Origin of the sequence: Kitasatospora sp. NPDC101176 (assembly GCF_044768035.1) — a bacterium.
Lineage (GTDB): Bacteria > Actinomycetota > Actinomycetes > Streptomycetales > Streptomycetaceae > Kitasatospora.
On sequence record NZ_JBIWPA010000023.1, the window covers coordinates 99,572 to 114,964 of the forward strand.

Consider the following 15,393-nt stretch of genomic DNA (forward strand, 5'->3'; position numbering starts at 1 on the left):
TGCTTCCCGTCCGCGACCGGCATCACCCGAACGGGCGGATTCGCCGGCTCACGAAGTGGGCAAGCCGGGCCGTCAGCCGACGAGGGTCGCCCACCAGCGCGGGTCGATCTCGCCGCCCGCCACGATCACCGCGGGCCCGGTCATGTCGATCCGGCCGTCCGGGTGCTCGGTGACGACCACCCGGCCGCCCGGCACGTCCACGGTGTAGGTGGCGGACTCCCCGGTGACCGCCGGGTCGACGCCGTCCCGACGGATGGCGGCCACCGCGACGGCGCAGGTGCCGGTGCCGCAGGAGCGGGTCTCCCCGGAGCCGCGCTCGTGCACCCGCATGGCGACGTGCCGCGGACCGCGGTCCACCACGAACTCGACGTTGACGCCCTCCGGGTACACGCCGTCGGGGCTGGTGAGCGGGGCGGTGTACAGGTTCCCCGCGTGCTCCAGGCTCTCGACGAAGGCCACCGCGTGCGGGTTGCCCATGTTCACGTTCAGCGCGGGCCAGCGCCGGGCGCCGACCGCGACCTCGACGCCGTCCGGCCCGGGCAGCCGCGCCCGGCCCATGTCGACGGTGACCTCGCCGAGCGTGCCGTCCGCGGCGTCCTCGGCGACCCTCGCCCGCCGCACCCCGGCGCGGGTGGCGATCGCCAGCTCGCCCGGCTTCGCCAGCCCCGACTCGACCAGGAAGCGGGCGAAGACCCGCACGCCGTTGCCGCACATCTCGGCGATGCTGCCGTCGGCGTTGCGGTAGTCCATGAACCACTCGGCCCGGTCGGCCTGGTCCACCGAGGCCGGGTCGGCGGCGGAGCGCACCACGCGCAGCAGCCCGTCCCCGCCGATGCCGGCCCGCCGGTCGCACAGGGCGGCGACGGCCTGCGGGCCGAGCGCCAGTGCGCCGTCCGGGTCCGGGATGATGACGAAGTCGTTCTCGGTGCCGTGCCCCTTGAAGAAGCGGGGGCCGGCCTGCTGCGGGGAGGATGCGCTCACCCTCCCGATGGTACTGAGTCGCCGGGCCGGAGCCCGGGCCCGGTCACCGCAGGTAGGCGACCCGCCAGACGGCCAGCGCGCACGCCGCCAGCGCGATCAGGGTGTAGACCACGATCGCCTTCCAGCCGGCCCGCTGCCCGGAGCCGCGGCGCGGCAGGCCGGGCCACTTGTAGCCGGCGTGCCGGGCGGCCATGGCGCCCCAGCCGACGGAGGCGGCGGTGAGCAGCAGCCCGAGCATGCCGACCATGGTCGCGCGGGCCCCGGCGGAGCCGAAGGCGAGCGGGAAGGCGAACATCAGCGAGCCGAGGGTGCCCAGCAGGGCGATCGGCAGGGTCTGCCACCAGCGGAGCCGGCGCAGCGGCCGGATCTCCCGCTCGTGCACCGCGCCCGCCGGGGTGCGGGTGTCCAGGGCGGGCAGCGCGGTGGCGTAGGAGGTGGGTGCGCCCAGGCCGGTCAGCACGGGCAGGTCGCCCATCGTCGACTCGTCGAACGCCTCGGCCGGTGCGGTGACGCTCCCGCTCTGGCCGGATTCGGGGCCGGTACCCGTTGACACACGGCCTCCCCTGACTGTTCGACACGAGCGGACTCGCGGCCGGGCACGGTCGGCCCGCGCGGGCCGATCCCTATGGCATCGATGATGGCATGTCCAGAGGTGCGTTCCGGGCCTGACCGGGGTCGACAAGTGATCCGTGGCCATCACGTGATCGGCCCGTGACCGCCGGTTCGTCCTGCACGGCCACCTGCGCGCGCACCTGCACCCGCCGGGTGGCCGGAACCCGCCTACGCGGCCGGAACCCCCTGACGGCCGATCAGTTCGAGGGATCGTTCCAGCAGCTCGACCGGGTCGGTCCCGGCCGGGCGGGAGAGCCAGTGGATCCGGTCGTCGCGGCGGAACCAGGACTCCTGGCGGCGGGCGAAGCGCTTGGTGGCCCGGACGGTCTCGGCCCGCGCCTCGTCCTCCGTGCACTCCCCGGCGAAGTGGTCCAGCACCTGCTGGTAGCCGAGCGCGCGGGAGGCGGTGCGGCCCTCCCGCAGTCCGGCGCCCTCCAGCTCCCGCACCTCGTCCAGCAGCCCGGCCCGCCACATCCGGTCGACCCGCAGCGTGATCCGCTCGTCGAGTTCGGGGCGCGGCACGGCGACGCCGATCTGCACCGCGTCGTAGACGGCGGTGTTGCTCGGGAGGTTGGCGGTGAACGGCCGGCCGGTGATCTCGATGACCTCCAGGGCACGGACGATCCGCCGCCCGTTGCCGGTCAGGATCGCCTCGGCGGCGGCCGGGTCCAGTTCGGCCAGCCGCCGGTGCAGGGCGTACGGGCCGTCCCGGTCGAGCTCGGCCTCCAGCCGGGCGCGGACCTCCGGGTCGGTGCCGGGGAACTCCATCTCGTCGATCGCCGCCCGGACGTACAGCCCGGAGCCGCCGACCAGGACGGGCGTGCGCCCGGCGGCGAGCAGCCGGTCGATCTCGGCCCTGGCCAGCCGCTGGTACTCGGCGACGCTGGCGGCCTCGGTGACGTCCCAGACGTCCATCAGGTGGTGCGGCACTCCCCCGCGCTCGGGCAGGGTGAGCTTGGCGGTGCCGATGTCCATGCCCCGGTACAGCTGCATCGAGTCGGTGTTGATCACCTCGCCGTCGAGGGTGCGGGCGATGGCGACGGCCAGGTCGGATTTGCCGGCGGCGGTCGCGCCGACGACGGAGACCACGCGGGGCTGGGAGCTGCTCACCGCTCCAGTCTCGCAAAACCGGCGGGGTTGCCGTGACCGCGCTGCCCGACCGCCACCGGTGCGCGACGATATGACTGTTTCCGGCCGTTTCGGCGGTCGCGAACGCTTCGACCCGCCGGGACGTTGGTCAGGACACGGAGAGGAAGGGTGACGACACCATGGGTCTGATGGACAACCTCAAGGGCAAGGCCGGGGAGCTCAAGGAGCGGGCCAGCGAGCTCGCGGGAAAGCACGGCGACCAGATCGACCACGCGGTGGACCGGGCCGGCGGGGCGATCGACCGGGCCACCAAGGGCAAGTACAGCGAGAAGATCGAGCACGGCGCCAGCCGGGCCAAGGGTGCGGTGGACGACTTCGCCACCAGGCCCGGGCCCGCCTCGGGCGACGGCCCCGGGCCGGCCCCGCGGGGCTGAGGCTCCCGGCCGCCGCCCCGCACCGGGGCGCTCAGCTCCAGGACGCCACCAGGTACCCGACGCCGTACGGGGCGTCCTGGTAGCCGAGCCGTGCGGTGAGGCCGGCGCCCTCGGCGGCGCCGGCCAGCACCTGCCAGGGCGCCCGGCCCTCGGCCTGGAGCTCGGCGGCCAGCTCGGCGTCCAGCGCGGCGAGGGCGGCCAGGTCGGCGGAGCCCAGGGCGGCGGCCAGCGCGGCGTCGAAGCCCTCGGCCCGCTCGTCCAGGTAGCCGGGGGCCTTCAGCGAGCGGCACGCGCTGCCGTCCCCCAGCACCAGCAGGGCGACCCGGTCGGCGAGCCCGGCCAGGCCCTGGCCGAGGCCGAGCATCCGGTCGGCGGGGGCGTCGGCGGGCACGGCGCAGGCGTGCGTCGGGACGTCCACGCCGGCGCGCTGCAGCAGCCAGGCGCCGATGGTCAGCGAGGGCGCCAGCTCCGGCCCCTCGACCCGGTCGCCAGGCAGCTTGGCCACCAGCGGCACCCCGTAGCGGTGCAGGGAGCCGGCCCCGCCCTCGGTCCACACCTCGGCCTGCGGGCCGGTGCCGACCACCACGACCAGCTGCGGCGCGGCCGCGACCAGCGCAGCCAGCGCCTCGTCGCAGGCGGCCCGCAGCCCGTCCAGCTCGGCGGCCGCCCCGGCGGCGACCTCCGGGACGAGCAGCGGCGGACAGGGGCACACGGCGGCGGCTACCAGCATGTGGATCACTCTAGGCCCTCTCCTGCCGGGAGGAGGGGGCCGAAGCGGCCCGTCCGCACACGGGCCCCGACGGGGAACGGACCCCGACGGGGAACGGGACCCCGACGGGGAACGGACCCCGACGGGGAACGGGACCCCGGCCGGAGAACGCGCCGGGCGGGAAGCGCGACGGCCCGGCGGGACGCGGGGTCCCACCGGGCCGTCGTGCGCGGCGCGGCGTCAGTCGCCGCAGCAGCCGCCCGCCGGGGCGGCCGACGGCAGCGCGGCCGGGGCGCCGATGGTCGGCAGGCCGAGCATCACCCCGGCCGGCTTGGCCGCGGGCTTGGCCTGGCGCTTCTCCCAGGCGTCACCGGCCCGGGTGCGGCGCACCGCGAGGGTCGGCCCCTCGGCGAGCAGGTGGTGCGGGGCGGCGTAGGTGATCTCGACGGTCACCATGTCGCCCGGGCGCACCGGCTCGGCGGGCCGGGTGAAGTGCACCAGCCGGTTGTCGGGGGCGCGGCCGGAGAGCCGGTCGGTCTTGTCGTCCTTCTTGCCCTCGCCCTCGGCGACCAGGATCTCCAGGGTGCGGCCGACCTGCTTCTTGTTCTCGTCCCAGGAGATCTCCTCCTGGAGCGCGATCAGCCGGTCGTAGCGGGCCTGGACGACGGCCTTCGGGACCTGGTCCGCCATGTCCGCGGCCGGGGTGCCGGGGCGCTTGGAGTACTGGAAGGTGAAGGCGCTGGTGAAGCGGGCCTCGCGGACGACGTGCATCGTCTCCTCGAAGTCCTCCTCGGTCTCGCCGGGGAAGCCCACGATGATGTCGGTGGAGATCGCCGCGTCGGGCATCGCCTCGCGGACCTTCCGGATGATCCCCAGGAAGCGGTCCTGCCGGTAGGAGCGGCGCATCGCCTTGAGCACCCGGTCCGACCCGGACTGCAGCGGCATGTGCAGCTGGTGCATCACGTTCGGGGTCTCGGCCATCACGGCGATCACGTCGTCGGTGAAGTCGCGCGGGTGCGGCGAGGTGAAGCGGATCCGCTCCAGGCCCTCGACCTGGCCGGCCGCCCGGAGCAGCTTGGAGAAGGCCTCGCGGTCGCCCAGGTCGGAGCCGTAGGCGTTGACGTTCTGGCCGAGCAGGGTCACCTCGATGACGCCCTCGTCCACCAGCGCCTCGATCTCGGCGAGGACGTCGCCGGGGCGGCGGTCCTCCTCCTTGCCGCGCAGCGCGGGGACGATGCAGAAGGTACAGGTGTTGTTGCAGCCGACCGAGATGGCGACCCAGGCCGCGTACGCCGACTCGCGGCGGGTCGGCAGGGTGGAGGGGAAGGTCTCCAGCGACTCCAGGATCTCCACCTGGGCCTTGCGCTCGACCGCGGCCCGCTCCAGCAGCGCCGGCAGGTGGCCGATGTTGTGGGTGCCGAACACCACGTCGACCCAGGGGGCCTTCCGCACGATGGTGTCGCGGTCCTTCTGCGCCAGGCAGCCGCCGACGGCGATCTGCATGCCCTTGTGGCGGGTCTTGACCGGCGCCAGCTGCCCGAGGTTGCCGTACAGCTTGTTGTCGGCGTTCTCGCGCACCGCGCACGTGTTGAACACGACCAGGTCCGGGTCGCCGTCCTGGCCGGCCTTGACGTAGCCGGCGTCCTCCAGCAGGCCGGACAGCCGCTCGGAGTCGTGGACGTTCATCTGGCAGCCGTACGTGACGACCTTGTAGCTCTTCAATCCGCTCTCACCGCTCACCAGACCAGGGTACGGGCAGCCGCGAAGCGCTTTCCCCGGTCCCGCCCCGCCCGTGCTCCCGCCGTCCCGCCACCGTGCTCCCGCCGTCCGCCCGACCGCGCTCCCGTCGGCTCCGCCGCACGGCCGGGAGCACGGGTGCCGGGCCGGGCCCGCGGTTCCCGTACCCCGTTCCCCCTCCCGTTCGGCCGGGGCGCCTGGCAGTATCCCTGCATGGCCCCCACCACTCCTCCACGCCTCGGCGCCGCCGCCCGCACCGCGGCCCGCAGCCCGCTGTGGCGGACGCTGCTGGCCCTGGTGCTGGTGCTCGCGGCGCTGGGCGGCTGGTGGCTGTCGGCGGGCCGCTCGCCCGGGTACCCGCTCGGCGAGACCCGCTTCGCCACCGGGGTCGAGCGCGGCGTGTACGACCGGTACGGGCAGCTGCTGGAGACCCACGTCGCCAAGGCGATGCCCGGTGTGCGGCTGGCCCTGGACAACTCCCAGGGCTCGATAGAGAACCTCGCCCGGGTGACCGGCGGCCAGGACTCCTTCGCGATCGCCACGGCCGACGCGGTCGCCGACTACAGCGGACCGGGGAAGGACCGGCTGCGGGCGATCGCCCGGCTCTACGACGACTACCTGCAGCTGATCGTCCCCGCGTCCTCGCCGGTGCACCGCACCGCCGACCTCAAGGGCCTGAGGGTCGGCGTGGGGCTGCCGCAGTCCGGGGTGAACCTGGTGACCAGGCGGCTGCTGACCGCGGCCGGACTGGACCTCGACCGCGACATCGTCCCGGTGCCGGACGGTGTCGGCGCCGCCGCGGACGACCTGCGCGCGGGGAAGCTGGACGCCTTCTTCTGGTCCGGCGGCCTGCCGACCAGCGCCCTCACCGACCTCTCCGACCACGTGCGGATCCGGGTCGTGCCGCTGGGGGACCTCGCCGAGGCGATCCACAAGATGGAGGGCGGCGGCACCGACGCCTACCGGGCGGCCACCATGCCGAAGGGCACCTACCCGAACGCCGAGCCCACGGAGGCCGTCGCCACGGTGGCGGTGCCCAACCTGCTGATCACCCGGGACGACGTGGACCCGGGCCTGGTCGAGGGGATGACCCGGGCGGTGATCGACAGCCGCGACCAGATCGGCGCCCAGGTGCACGCCGCCCAGCTGGTCGACCTGCGCACAGCCGTCTACACCGACCCGCTCCCGCTGCACGAGGGCGCCATGCGCTACTACCGCTCCGTGAAGCCCTGAGGAGCCCGCGCTCCGCCCGTCGGCCGGCCCGCGGGGTCGCGCGGGCCGGCCCTCAGGCCTTCGCCGGCCTGGGCACGGCCAGCGTCACCGCGAGCCCGGTCGGCTTGACCGGCGCGAAGCCGAGCGAGCCGCCGCCGGCCGCCAGCAGGGTGCGGGCGATCGACAGGCCCAGCCCGGAGCCGTCCACGTTCTGGTGGCGCGGGCTGCGCCAGAACCGGTCCCCGGCGCGGGACAGCTCGTCCTCGGTGAGGCCGGGCCCGGCGTCCGTGACGGTCACCGCGACCTCGTCCTTGCGCACCGCGACCCGCAGCCGCACCCGGCTGTCGGCCGGGCTGAACTTGAGCGCGTTGTCGAGCACGGCGTCGAGGGCGGAGCCGAAGCCGATCGGGTCGGCCATGCCGAGCGCGAGCGCCGGGCCGTCCCAGCGCAGCTCGATGCCGCGCTGTTCGGCGACCGGCCGCCAGGCGTCCACCCGGGCCAGGGTGAGCGCGGCGAGGTCGGTCTGCTCGGGTTCGGGGCGGGCGTGCTCGGCGGTGGCCAGGCCGAGCAGGTCGTCGAGCACCCGGGCCAGCCGGACGCCCTCCTCCCGGACGCCGCCGAGCTCCTCCTCGTGCCCCTCGGGCAGTTCCAGGCCGAGCACCTCGACCCGCAGCAGCAGCGCCGCCAGCGGGTTGCGCAGCTGGTGCGAGGCGTCGGCGACGAAGGCCTTCTGCTGGTCCATGGCGAGCACCACGTGGTCGGCCATCTCGTTGAAGGAGCGGGCCAGCCGCTGCAGCTCGGGCGGCCCGCCGCCGGGCGCGACCCGGGCGGCCATCCGGCCGGTGGCGATGTCGTGGGTGGCCCGGTCGAGGGTGCGGACCGGGCGCAGCACCCACTCGGTGAGCCGGACGGCCAGCAGCACGGCGACGATCATGGCGGCGGCCTCGCCCGCGCCGATCACCAGCCAGCTGTGCAGCATCCGGGTGCGCAGCGCCCCGGTCGGCGACTCGCTGAGCACCACCGCGACCACGTCGCCGTCGCGCACCACGGGGGTGGCGACGGTGAGGGTGCGGTCGCCGGTCCACGGCCACACCTGCGGCGGGTTGTGGCTGCGCCGGCCGTCCAGCGCCTCCTGGAAGGCCTGTGCGCCCCAGCCGCCGGCCGGCACCCGCCAGTCGGCGGGCGCGGCGGCTATCGGCTGGCCGTCGCGCTGGAAGATGCCCAGCCGGACGCCGTAGAGGTCGTGGTAGCGGCTGACCTCGGCGTCGATGGCGTGCCGGCGGCTGACGTCACCGGGGGCGGGTTCGAGGTCCCCCTTGAGCGCGGACTCCACCCCGGAGGCCCCGGAGGTGGGCAGGTCCTGGGCGAAGCGGGCGGCGTCGTCGAGCCGGTCCACGACCACCTTGCTCTGCTGGGCCGCCGCGACCGCCGCCGCGAGCGGCAGCCCCAGGGCGGCCAGGACGCAGAGCATGAGGGCGATCAGGATGCCGAGCAGGCGGGTGCGCACGTGCGGTCAGTGCTCCGCGGGTGCGGACGACGGGGCCTGGTCCGCGGCGGGCGCCGGGGACTCCGGGATCAGCCGGTAGCCGACGCCGCGGACGGCCTCGACCAGGCCGGGCAGGGCGAGCTTGTTGCGCAGCGAGCCGATGTGCACCTCCAGGGTGCGCCCGTTGCCCTCCCAGCCGCTGCGCCAGACCTCGCTGAAGATCTGCTCGCGCCGGTAGACCACACCGGGGCTCTGTGCAAGCAGGGCGAGCAGGTCGAACTCCTTGCGGGTGAGCGGCACGTCCCGGCCGTCCACGCTGACCCGGCGGCGTTCCCGGTCGATCCGGATGCCGCGGGACTCCAGCGGGCCGCGCTGCTGCGGGACGGCGTCGGGCGCGGGCGCGGCGACCGCGGCGGGGGCGGCGCCGCGGCGGGCCACCGCGTGGATGCGGGCGAGCAGCTCGCCCATGTCGTAGGGCTTGGTGACGTAGTCGTCGGCGCCCAGGTTGAGGCCGTGGATCCGGGAGCGGATGTCGGCGCGGGCGGTGACCATGATCACCGGCACGCCGCTGCCGGCCCGGATCCGGCTGCACACCTCGAAGCCGTCGCGGTCGGGCAGGCCGAGGTCGAGCAGCACCACCCGGTACGGGTCGTTGCCGTCCGGCACCAGGGCGTCCAGCGCCTCGTGCCCGCTGCGGGCGTGCCGGACCTGGAAACCGTGCCGGCCCAGTACCGCGACCAGCGCGGCGGCCACCCGTTCGTCGTCCTCGACGAGCAGCAGTCGCATCCTGTTCTCCTCCTTCCCCCACGTGATCACCGGACCGATCGGTCGGGTCCCGGTCCTGCGCAGTATGAGCCAGCGGACGGCCCGGCGCCAGGCTCGGCCGTCCACCGGGCTCCGGGGGGACGGGGAGCACCGGCGCGAACGCCCGATGTGACATGCCCCGTTGACGCAGTCGCGAACAGTCCGCGAGCACCGTGTGGCCGTTTCGTGATCCTCAAGTTCCGCTCAGATCGGCTGACGGCGGCTCGTCATCGCTCCTATGGTCGGCCCACCGGGGGCTGCGGCTCCGCCGGTCGCGGCTCCCGGATTCGTACCACCATTGCCGCCCAAGGGAGTTCGGACTCCCGAGGGCCGACACAGAGGGAGCAGGCGCGATGACCGAGAACCCGGTCGCGGACTCCACCCCCGCAGCCGCCCCCCTGGTCGTGCTGAACGGTGTGAACAAGCACTACGGCGCCCTGCACGTGCTGCAGGACGTCGACCTGGAGATCGTCCAGGGCGAGGTGGTGGTCCTGATCGGGCCGTCCGGCTCGGGCAAGTCCACGCTGTGCCGGACGATCAACCGACTGGAGACCATCGACTCCGGCTCGATCACCATCGACGGCCGCCCGCTGCCCGCCGAGGGCCGGGAGCTGGCCCGGCTGCGCGCCGAGGTCGGCATGGTGTTCCAGTCCTTCAACCTCTTCGCGCACAAGACCGTGCTGGAGAACGTGGTGATGGGCCAGGTCAAGGTGCGCCGGGTCCCCCGGGCCGAGGCCGAGCGGACCGCCCGCGAGCTGCTGGACCGGGTCGGCGTGGGCGCCCAGGCGGACAAGTTCCCCGCCCAGCTCTCCGGCGGCCAGCAGCAGCGCGTGGCGATCGCCAGGGCACTGGCCATGAAGCCCAAGGTGATGCTCTTCGACGAGCCCACCTCGGCCCTCGACCCCGAGATGGTCAACGAGGTGCTGGAGGTCATGCGCCGGCTGGCCGCCGAGGGCATGACGATGGTCGTGGTCACCCACGAGATGGGCTTCGCCCGCTCCGCCGCCAACCGCGTGCTCTTCATGGCCGACGGCCGGATCGTCGAGCAGAACACGCCGGACGCCTTCTTCACCGCGCCGCGCTCCGACCGCGCCAAGGACTTCCTCTCGAAGATCCTGCACCACTGACGCTTCGGGCCCACTCGGGCCGCCGCCGGCAAGGGCGCCGGACGGCCCTGCCCGTGTACACAACTTCCAGACGCCAGAGCCCGGTTGAACCGTGGCCAAGCTCCCAGGAGAACACCCTCATGAGGACTCGTCGCACCCTCGCCGTCGCGCTCTGTGCCGTCGCGCTCACCGCCACCGCCGCCTGCGGCAAGGACGGCTCGCCCGGCTCCGCCGCGAGCTCCGGCAACGCGCCGGCGCTGCCGACCTACACGGTCAAGACCGACGTCAAGATCGACTCCGCGATCCTCGCCGAGGCCAGGAAGCGCGGCCAGCTGATCATCGGCGCCAAGGCCGACCAGCCGTTCCTGGGCTTCGAGGACGTCGCCAGCGGCGACCGCAGCGGCTTCGACATCGAGATCGCCAAGATGATCGCCGCCGACCTCGGCTTCACCCCGCAGCAGATCAAGTGGCAGACCCTGGTCTCCTCGCAGCGCGAGCCGGCCATCGCCAAGGGCCAGATCGACTTCTACGTCGGCACCTACAGCATCAACGACGAGCGCAAGAAGACGGTCTCCTTCGCCGGCCCGTACTACATCGCCGGCCAGGACCTGCTGGTGAAGAACGACAACACCTCGATCACCGGCCCGGAGAGCGTCGGCGGCAAGAACGTCTGCACCGCCACCGGCTCGACCTCGATCAAGAACATCCAGCAGTACAACCCGAAGATCACCCAGTTCGACACCTACTCGGCCTGCGTCGAGAAGCTGCTCGCCGGCGAGGTCGACGCGGTCACCACCGACGACGCGATCCTCAAGGGCTACGCCTCCAAGTTCGCCGGCAAGCTCAAGGTGGTCGGCAAGCCGTTCACCAAGGAGAACTACGGCGTCGGCCTCAACAAGGACGACGCGGCCCTGCGCGGCGCCATCACCGACGCCCTCAAGGCCCACGAGGACAACGGCGACTGGAAGAAGGCCTACGACGCGACGCTCGGCCTGTCCGGCTCCGCCGCGCCCGCCGTGCCCACCCTCGACCGCTACTGATCCGCCCGCGGCGAACCGCCGCGTGCCACACGTTCCCGACCCGACATCCTGAGAGGAGGGCCGCCGGATGGGGTTCCTGTTCGAGGACGACAACTTCGCGTTGTTCCGCGACGGCTTCCTGCAGACGATCGAGCTGAGCGCGCTCAGCGCCCTGCTCGCCCTGCTGCTGGGCACCCTGCTGGCGGCCTTCCGGGTCTCCCCGGTTCCGGTGCTGCGCGCCTTCGGCACCACCTGGGTGACGCTGTTCCGCAACACCCCGCTGACGCTGCTGTTCTTCGCGGTCACCTTCGGCCTGCCCGCGCTGGGTGTGCACTTCAGCCACCTCGCCTTCGCGGTGCTGGCGCTCGGCGGCTACACCGCCTCGTTCGTCTGCGAGGTGATCCGCTCCGGTGTCAACACCGTGCCGCTCGGCCAGGCGGAGGCCGCCCGCAGCCTCGGCATGAGCTTCGGCCAGACGCTCACCCTGGTCGTCCTGCCGCAGGCCGCCCGGACCGTCCTGGCGCCGCTGAGCAGCGTGTTCATCGCGCTGCCGAGGAACTCGGCGATCGCGGGCGCGTTCAGCGTCAGCGAGCTGTACAGCGCCCAGCAGACCTTCTCCGAGAAGGGCTACTCCATCTTCTCGATCTTCTTCTGGATCGCCTGCGCCTACCTGGTGATCAGCGCCACGGTCGCCGCGCTGTTCCGCTTCCTGGAGTCCCGACTGGCGGTGGCCCGATGAGCAAGACCTCCACCCGCGTCCCGGCGGCCAGCGTCCTCTACGACGCCCCCGGCCCGCGCGCCCGCAACCGGTACCGCCTCTTCGGGGTGCTGTCGCTGCTCGGCGTCGCCGGACTGCTCTGGTACGCCTTCACCGCGCTCGACGACAACGGGCAGTTCGACCCCCAGCTGTGGGACGCCTTCCAGTACAACACCGTCCAGCAGTGGATCCTGGAGGGCCTGCTCGCCACCCTCAAGGCCTTCGGGCTGGCGGCGCTGTTCTCGCTCACGCTGGGCTCGCTGCTGGCCACCGGCCAGCTCTCCGACCACCGGCCGGTCCGCTGGCTCTGCGTCAGCTTCGTCCAGTTCTTCCGGGCGATGCCGCTGCTGATCCTGATCGTCGCGCTCTACTACGCGTTCTTCGCGAAGGAGCCGATGTGGGCGCTGGTGCTCGGGCTCACCCTCTACAACGGCTCGGTCCAGGCCGAGATCATCCGCAGCGGCGTCAACGCCGTCCCGCGCGGCCAGGCCGAGGCCGCCTACGCGCTGGGCATGCGCAAGACCCAGGTGATGGCCGGCATCCTGGTGCCGCAGGCCGTCCGCTCGATGCTGCCCTCGATGATCGGCCAGCTGGTCGTCACTCTCAAGGACACCTCGCTCGGCTTCATCATCACCTACCAGGAGCTGCTGTTCATCGGCAAGAAGATCGCCAGCCAGCCGCTGAACGCCGCGGGCTTCCCCTACATCCCCGTGGTGCTGGTGATCGGCCCGATCTACATCCTGCTCTGCCTGCTGCTGACCGCGCTCGCCCGGTGGATCGAAGCACGCGGCCGTCGCGGCGCGAACCGGCGCACTTCGGCTGCTGCTTGACGGACACGCAGGTGAACTGTTGCATTGCTCTTCGTGACACCTCCCGGGAGCATCCACGCGGCATATGCGGCAGCGGTAACTGACGCCGGCCCATCGGCCGGTTCGTGCCCGGAGGTCACCGCATGGACCCGGTGATCGTGGTCGGGGCCGGACCGGTCGGTCTGGCCCTGGCCCTCGCCCTGGCCCGGCACGAGGTGCCGACCGTCGTCCTGGACGAGGGCTCCGGCCTCTGCCCCGAAGGCCCGCGCAGCGTCGTCCTCGGGGCCGACACCGCCGCCTTCCTCACCCGGATCGGCTACTCCCGGGCCGTCTCGGACTCCGCGCTCTGGGACTCCTTCGCCGTCTGGCGGCGCCGCCAGGAAGTGCTGCGGATCGACCTCACCGACTCCCCCACCTTCCACCTGCCCCAGCACCGGCTCCAGCGCGGCCTGCGGGACGCCCTGACCGGCACCCCGCTGGTGAGACTCGTCCCGCTGAGCCGGGTCGTCGAACTCGAACAGGACCGCGACGGCGTCAGCGTCCGCACCCACGGCACCCAGGACGGCTCCAGCACCTGGTGGCGCGGCAGCCACCTGGTCGGCTGCGACGGAGCCCGCTCCGCCGTCCGCAAGCTCCTGAAGATCCGCTTCCCCGGCCGCCCGGCCGTCGACCGCAACGCCATCGCCACCGTCCGCGTCGACCTGCCGTTCCACGAGGCCAGACTCCACCGCGAGCCCCCGTGGCGCGGCGACCGCGAAGCCTCCGCCCGCCCCCTGCCGGACGGCGTCTGGCGGCTCGACTGGCGGCTGCCCCCGGGACGGCCCGCCCCCACCGAGCCCGTCGACCCGCACGCCACCTGGCCCGGCATCGTCACCGGCGACACCCTGCTCACCCGGGTCACCGCCACCCTGACCGGCTGGTGCGGCGAACTGCCGCGCTTCGACCTGCTGGCCGCCGCCGACCACACCGCCCAGCAGCGCCTCGCCGCCCGCTTCCGCAGCGGCCGCTGCTTCCTCGCCGGCGACGCCGCCCACCTGCACGGCGCACTCGGCATGCAGAACCTCGCCGACGGGCTGCGCGACGCCGACAACCTCGCCTGGCGGCTCGCCCTCGCCTGGCACCTCCACTCCGGCGGCCCGCAGCCCGGCGGCTCCCTGCTGGACGGCTACGAGGCGGAGCGGCGCGGCGCGGTCGGCGCCCGGCTGCGCGCCGTCGACCAGGCCATGCCGCTGCTGCGCCCGTTGCGCGGCTGGCAGCAGACCAGGCGTTCGCTGCTGGTCGGGGGGTTCCGCAAGCACGCCCCGCTGCTCGCCGACGGACAGCTCGGCACCGGCCGCTTCGGCGGCGCGCCCGCCTACCCGGCGGCGCCCTCCGGCGTCCCCGGCCGGGTGCCGGTCCAGCGCGGTGCCCGCAGCACCACCTCGCTCAGCGAGCTGCTGCCCGCCACCGCGCCCGGCGTGCTCGTCCCGGACCTGCCGGTGCTGGCCGCCGACGGCACCCCGGACCACCTGCACGCCCGGCTCGGCGTCGCCTTCCTGCTGCTGCTGGTCGCCCCCGGCACCGCCGTCTGGTCCTCCGAGCACTGGCTGGGCGCCGGTCTGATGCCCCGGCTGGCCGAGGTCGCCGCCGCGCTGCCGGTGCCGGCCGAGGTGCTGGTCACCGAGGAGTACCCGGAGGCCGGGCCACACACCGTGCTGCTGATCCGGCCGGACGGGCACCTGGTCGGCGTCACCCAGGGCGCCGCCGCCGAGGACCTGCTGGCACTGGCCGACCGGGCCCGCGGGGGGCCGGCCCCGCTGGCCGGGGCCGCGGACGCCGAGCCGGCCCGGGACAGCCCCGCCCAGGACCACCCCGCCCCCGAGCAGGTGGACTCGCCGAGCGCCTGAGCCCTCCCGGGGTGCGCGGCTACGTTCCGTCCTGCTCCTCCGACTCCAGCGCGCCGCGCACCACCCGGAACGCCAGCCCCTCGGAGTAGCCGCGGCGGGCCAGCATGCCGACCAGCCGGCGGGTGCGCACCTGGGCGTCCAGCCCCCGGGTGGCCCGCAGCTTGCGGTCGACGAGGGCCCTGGCGGCCTCGGTCTCGTCGTCGTGGTCGACCTGGGCGACGGCCTGCTCGACCAGGTCGGCGGCCACCCCCTTGGTGCGCAGCTCCTGGGTGAGCGCCCGCCGGGACAGGCCTCGGACGGCGTGCCGGGACTCCACCCAGGCCGCGGCGAAGGCCGCGTCGTCGATCAGCCCGACCTCTTCGAGCCGGGTGAGCACCTCGTCGGCGACGTCCTCCGGGATCTCCCGCTTGCGCAGGGCGTCGGCGAGCTGCTTGCGACTCTTGGCGGCGCCGGTGAGCAGCCGCAGGCAGATGTCGCGGGCGCGGGTCTGCGGGTCGGCCGACTCCTCGGCCCCCGCCCGTCTACGGGCGCCGGGCGCACGCCCCTCCTCCGGCTCCGAACCGGATGCCCACCGTGCGGCGGAGGACCGCTCCCGCCGCTGCCCCTTCCGGGGCCGTGACCGGGGCAGCGCCGCGGACGGCGGCTCCGGTTGCTCCGCGGGCGGCGGCTCCTCCGCGACCGCGGCGAACCAGTCCGGTGGTCCGTGGTCGTCGTCCGGGCCGCTGCCCGCCGCGTCGTGCTGTGTCAACGGC

The 15,393-nt window shown here is 74.1% G+C and carries 15 protein-coding genes; 7 read left to right on the forward strand and 8 right to left on the reverse strand.

The genetic code is table 11. The annotated features are described in order from the left end of the window. Positions 1 to 72: 72 nt before the first annotated feature. The 3 genes from dapF to miaA form a co-directional block, all read right to left on the reverse strand. Entirely contained in the window at positions 73 to 981 is a 909-nt protein-coding gene (dapF, locus tag ACIRS1_RS27130) for a diaminopimelate epimerase (RefSeq protein WP_402844375.1), read from the reverse strand. Positions 982 to 1,024: 43 nt separating this feature from the next. Continuing rightward, complete coding sequence (locus tag ACIRS1_RS27135; RefSeq protein ID WP_360222217.1) at positions 1,025 to 1,534, reverse strand: hypothetical protein; 510 nt, start codon at positions 1,532 to 1,534, stop codon at positions 1,025 to 1,027. Between the two features lie 227 nt (positions 1,535 to 1,761). Further along, entirely contained in the window at positions 1,762 to 2,703 is a 942-nt protein-coding gene (gene miaA / locus ACIRS1_RS27140; RefSeq protein ID WP_387905697.1) for a tRNA (adenosine(37)-N6)-dimethylallyltransferase MiaA, read from the reverse strand. A gap of 167 nt (positions 2,704 to 2,870) precedes the next feature. Here miaA and ACIRS1_RS27145 point away from each other — a divergent pair, with 167 nt between their 5' ends. Further along, complete coding sequence (locus ACIRS1_RS27145) at positions 2,871 to 3,116, forward strand: antitoxin (RefSeq protein WP_387905695.1); 246 nt, start codon at positions 2,871 to 2,873, stop codon at positions 3,114 to 3,116. Between the two features lie 31 nt (positions 3,117 to 3,147). On the opposite strand, the gene ACIRS1_RS27150 is transcribed toward ACIRS1_RS27145, so the two are convergent. Then, positions 3,148 to 3,846 carry a hypothetical protein gene (locus ACIRS1_RS27150; RefSeq protein WP_402844376.1) on the reverse strand — a complete coding sequence of 233 codons (699 nt, stop codon included), beginning with the start codon at positions 3,844 to 3,846 and terminating at the stop codon, positions 3,148 to 3,150. A gap of 219 nt (positions 3,847 to 4,065) precedes the next feature. After that, on the reverse strand, positions 4,066 to 5,565 hold the full coding sequence (gene miaB / locus ACIRS1_RS27155; RefSeq protein WP_402844378.1) for a tRNA (N6-isopentenyl adenosine(37)-C2)-methylthiotransferase MiaB: 1,500 nt from the start codon (positions 5,563 to 5,565) through the stop codon (positions 4,066 to 4,068). Between the two features lie 210 nt (positions 5,566 to 5,775). Between miaB and ACIRS1_RS27160 the strand changes: the two genes are divergently transcribed. Beyond that, a complete protein-coding gene (locus tag ACIRS1_RS27160; protein WP_402844381.1) occupies positions 5,776 to 6,795 on the forward strand; it encodes a TAXI family TRAP transporter solute-binding subunit in 1,020 nt (339 codons plus the stop codon). Positions 6,796 to 6,847: 52 nt separating this feature from the next. Here ACIRS1_RS27160 and ACIRS1_RS27165 read toward each other — a convergent pair whose 3' ends face one another. Then, positions 6,848 to 8,281, reverse strand: a complete 1,434-nt coding sequence (locus ACIRS1_RS27165; protein WP_360222199.1) for a HAMP domain-containing sensor histidine kinase — start codon at positions 8,279 to 8,281, stop codon at positions 6,848 to 6,850. A 6-nt stretch (positions 8,282 to 8,287) separates the two neighbouring features. Beyond that, positions 8,288 to 9,046, reverse strand: a complete 759-nt coding sequence (locus ACIRS1_RS27170; RefSeq protein WP_360222196.1) for a response regulator transcription factor — start codon at positions 9,044 to 9,046, stop codon at positions 8,288 to 8,290. A 371-nt stretch (positions 9,047 to 9,417) separates the two neighbouring features. Here ACIRS1_RS27170 and ACIRS1_RS27175 point away from each other — a divergent pair, with 371 nt between their 5' ends. The 5 genes from ACIRS1_RS27175 to ACIRS1_RS27195 all read left to right on the forward strand — a co-directional run bounded on the left by ACIRS1_RS27175 (position 9,418) and on the right by ACIRS1_RS27195 (position 14,641). Next, positions 9,418 to 10,191 carry an amino acid ABC transporter ATP-binding protein gene (locus tag ACIRS1_RS27175; RefSeq protein ID WP_402844385.1) on the forward strand — a complete coding sequence of 258 codons (774 nt, stop codon included), beginning with the start codon at positions 9,418 to 9,420 and terminating at the stop codon, positions 10,189 to 10,191. Between the two features lie 119 nt (positions 10,192 to 10,310). Then, positions 10,311 to 11,210 (forward strand): glutamate ABC transporter substrate-binding protein, encoded by a 900-nt coding sequence (locus ACIRS1_RS27180; protein WP_402844387.1) that lies wholly within the window; start codon positions 10,311 to 10,313, stop codon positions 11,208 to 11,210. A 67-nt stretch (positions 11,211 to 11,277) separates the two neighbouring features. Further along, complete coding sequence (locus tag ACIRS1_RS27185) at positions 11,278 to 11,928, forward strand: amino acid ABC transporter permease (protein ID WP_402844390.1); 651 nt, start codon at positions 11,278 to 11,280, stop codon at positions 11,926 to 11,928. After that, on the forward strand, positions 11,925 to 12,776 hold the full coding sequence (locus ACIRS1_RS27190) for an amino acid ABC transporter permease (RefSeq protein ID WP_402844393.1): 852 nt from the start codon (positions 11,925 to 11,927) through the stop codon (positions 12,774 to 12,776). The genes ACIRS1_RS27185 and ACIRS1_RS27190 overlap by 4 nt, the downstream gene beginning before the upstream one ends. Positions 12,777 to 12,898: 122 nt before the next feature. Continuing rightward, entirely contained in the window at positions 12,899 to 14,641 is a 1,743-nt protein-coding gene (locus tag ACIRS1_RS27195; protein WP_402844396.1) for an FAD-dependent monooxygenase, read from the forward strand. 19 nt (positions 14,642 to 14,660) lie between these two features. On the opposite strand, the gene recX is transcribed toward ACIRS1_RS27195, so the two are convergent. Further along, positions 14,661 to 15,389 carry a recombination regulator RecX gene (gene recX / locus ACIRS1_RS27200; protein WP_402844398.1) on the reverse strand — a complete coding sequence of 243 codons (729 nt, stop codon included), beginning with the start codon at positions 15,387 to 15,389 and terminating at the stop codon, positions 14,661 to 14,663. Between the last annotated feature and the right edge of the window lie 4 nt (positions 15,390 to 15,393).

Excerpts from the sequence above, each read along its gene's own strand:
- ACIRS1_RS27145 (WP_387905695.1), top strand. The coding sequence starts at position 2,871 with ATGGACAACCTCAAGGGCAAGGCCGGGGAGCTCAAGGAGCGGGCCAGC.
- ACIRS1_RS27150 (WP_402844376.1), bottom strand. The coding sequence starts at position 3,846 with ATGCTGGTAGCCGCCGCCGTGTGCCCCTGTCCGCCGCTGCTCGTCCCG.
- ACIRS1_RS27160 (WP_402844381.1), top strand. The coding sequence starts at position 5,776 with ATGGCCCCCACCACTCCTCCACGCCTCGGCGCCGCCGCCCGCACCGCG.
- ACIRS1_RS27170 (WP_360222196.1), bottom strand. The coding sequence starts at position 9,046 with ATGCGACTGCTGCTCGTCGAGGACGACGAACGGGTGGCCGCCGCGCTG.
- ACIRS1_RS27175 (WP_402844385.1), top strand. The coding sequence starts at position 9,418 with ATGACCGAGAACCCGGTCGCGGACTCCACCCCCGCAGCCGCCCCCCTG.
- ACIRS1_RS27180 (WP_402844387.1), top strand. The coding sequence starts at position 10,311 with ATGAGGACTCGTCGCACCCTCGCCGTCGCGCTCTGTGCCGTCGCGCTC.
- ACIRS1_RS27185 (WP_402844390.1), top strand. The coding sequence starts at position 11,278 with ATGGGGTTCCTGTTCGAGGACGACAACTTCGCGTTGTTCCGCGACGGC.
- ACIRS1_RS27190 (WP_402844393.1), top strand. The coding sequence starts at position 11,925 with ATGAGCAAGACCTCCACCCGCGTCCCGGCGGCCAGCGTCCTCTACGAC.
- ACIRS1_RS27195 (WP_402844396.1), top strand. The coding sequence starts at position 12,899 with ATGGACCCGGTGATCGTGGTCGGGGCCGGACCGGTCGGTCTGGCCCTG.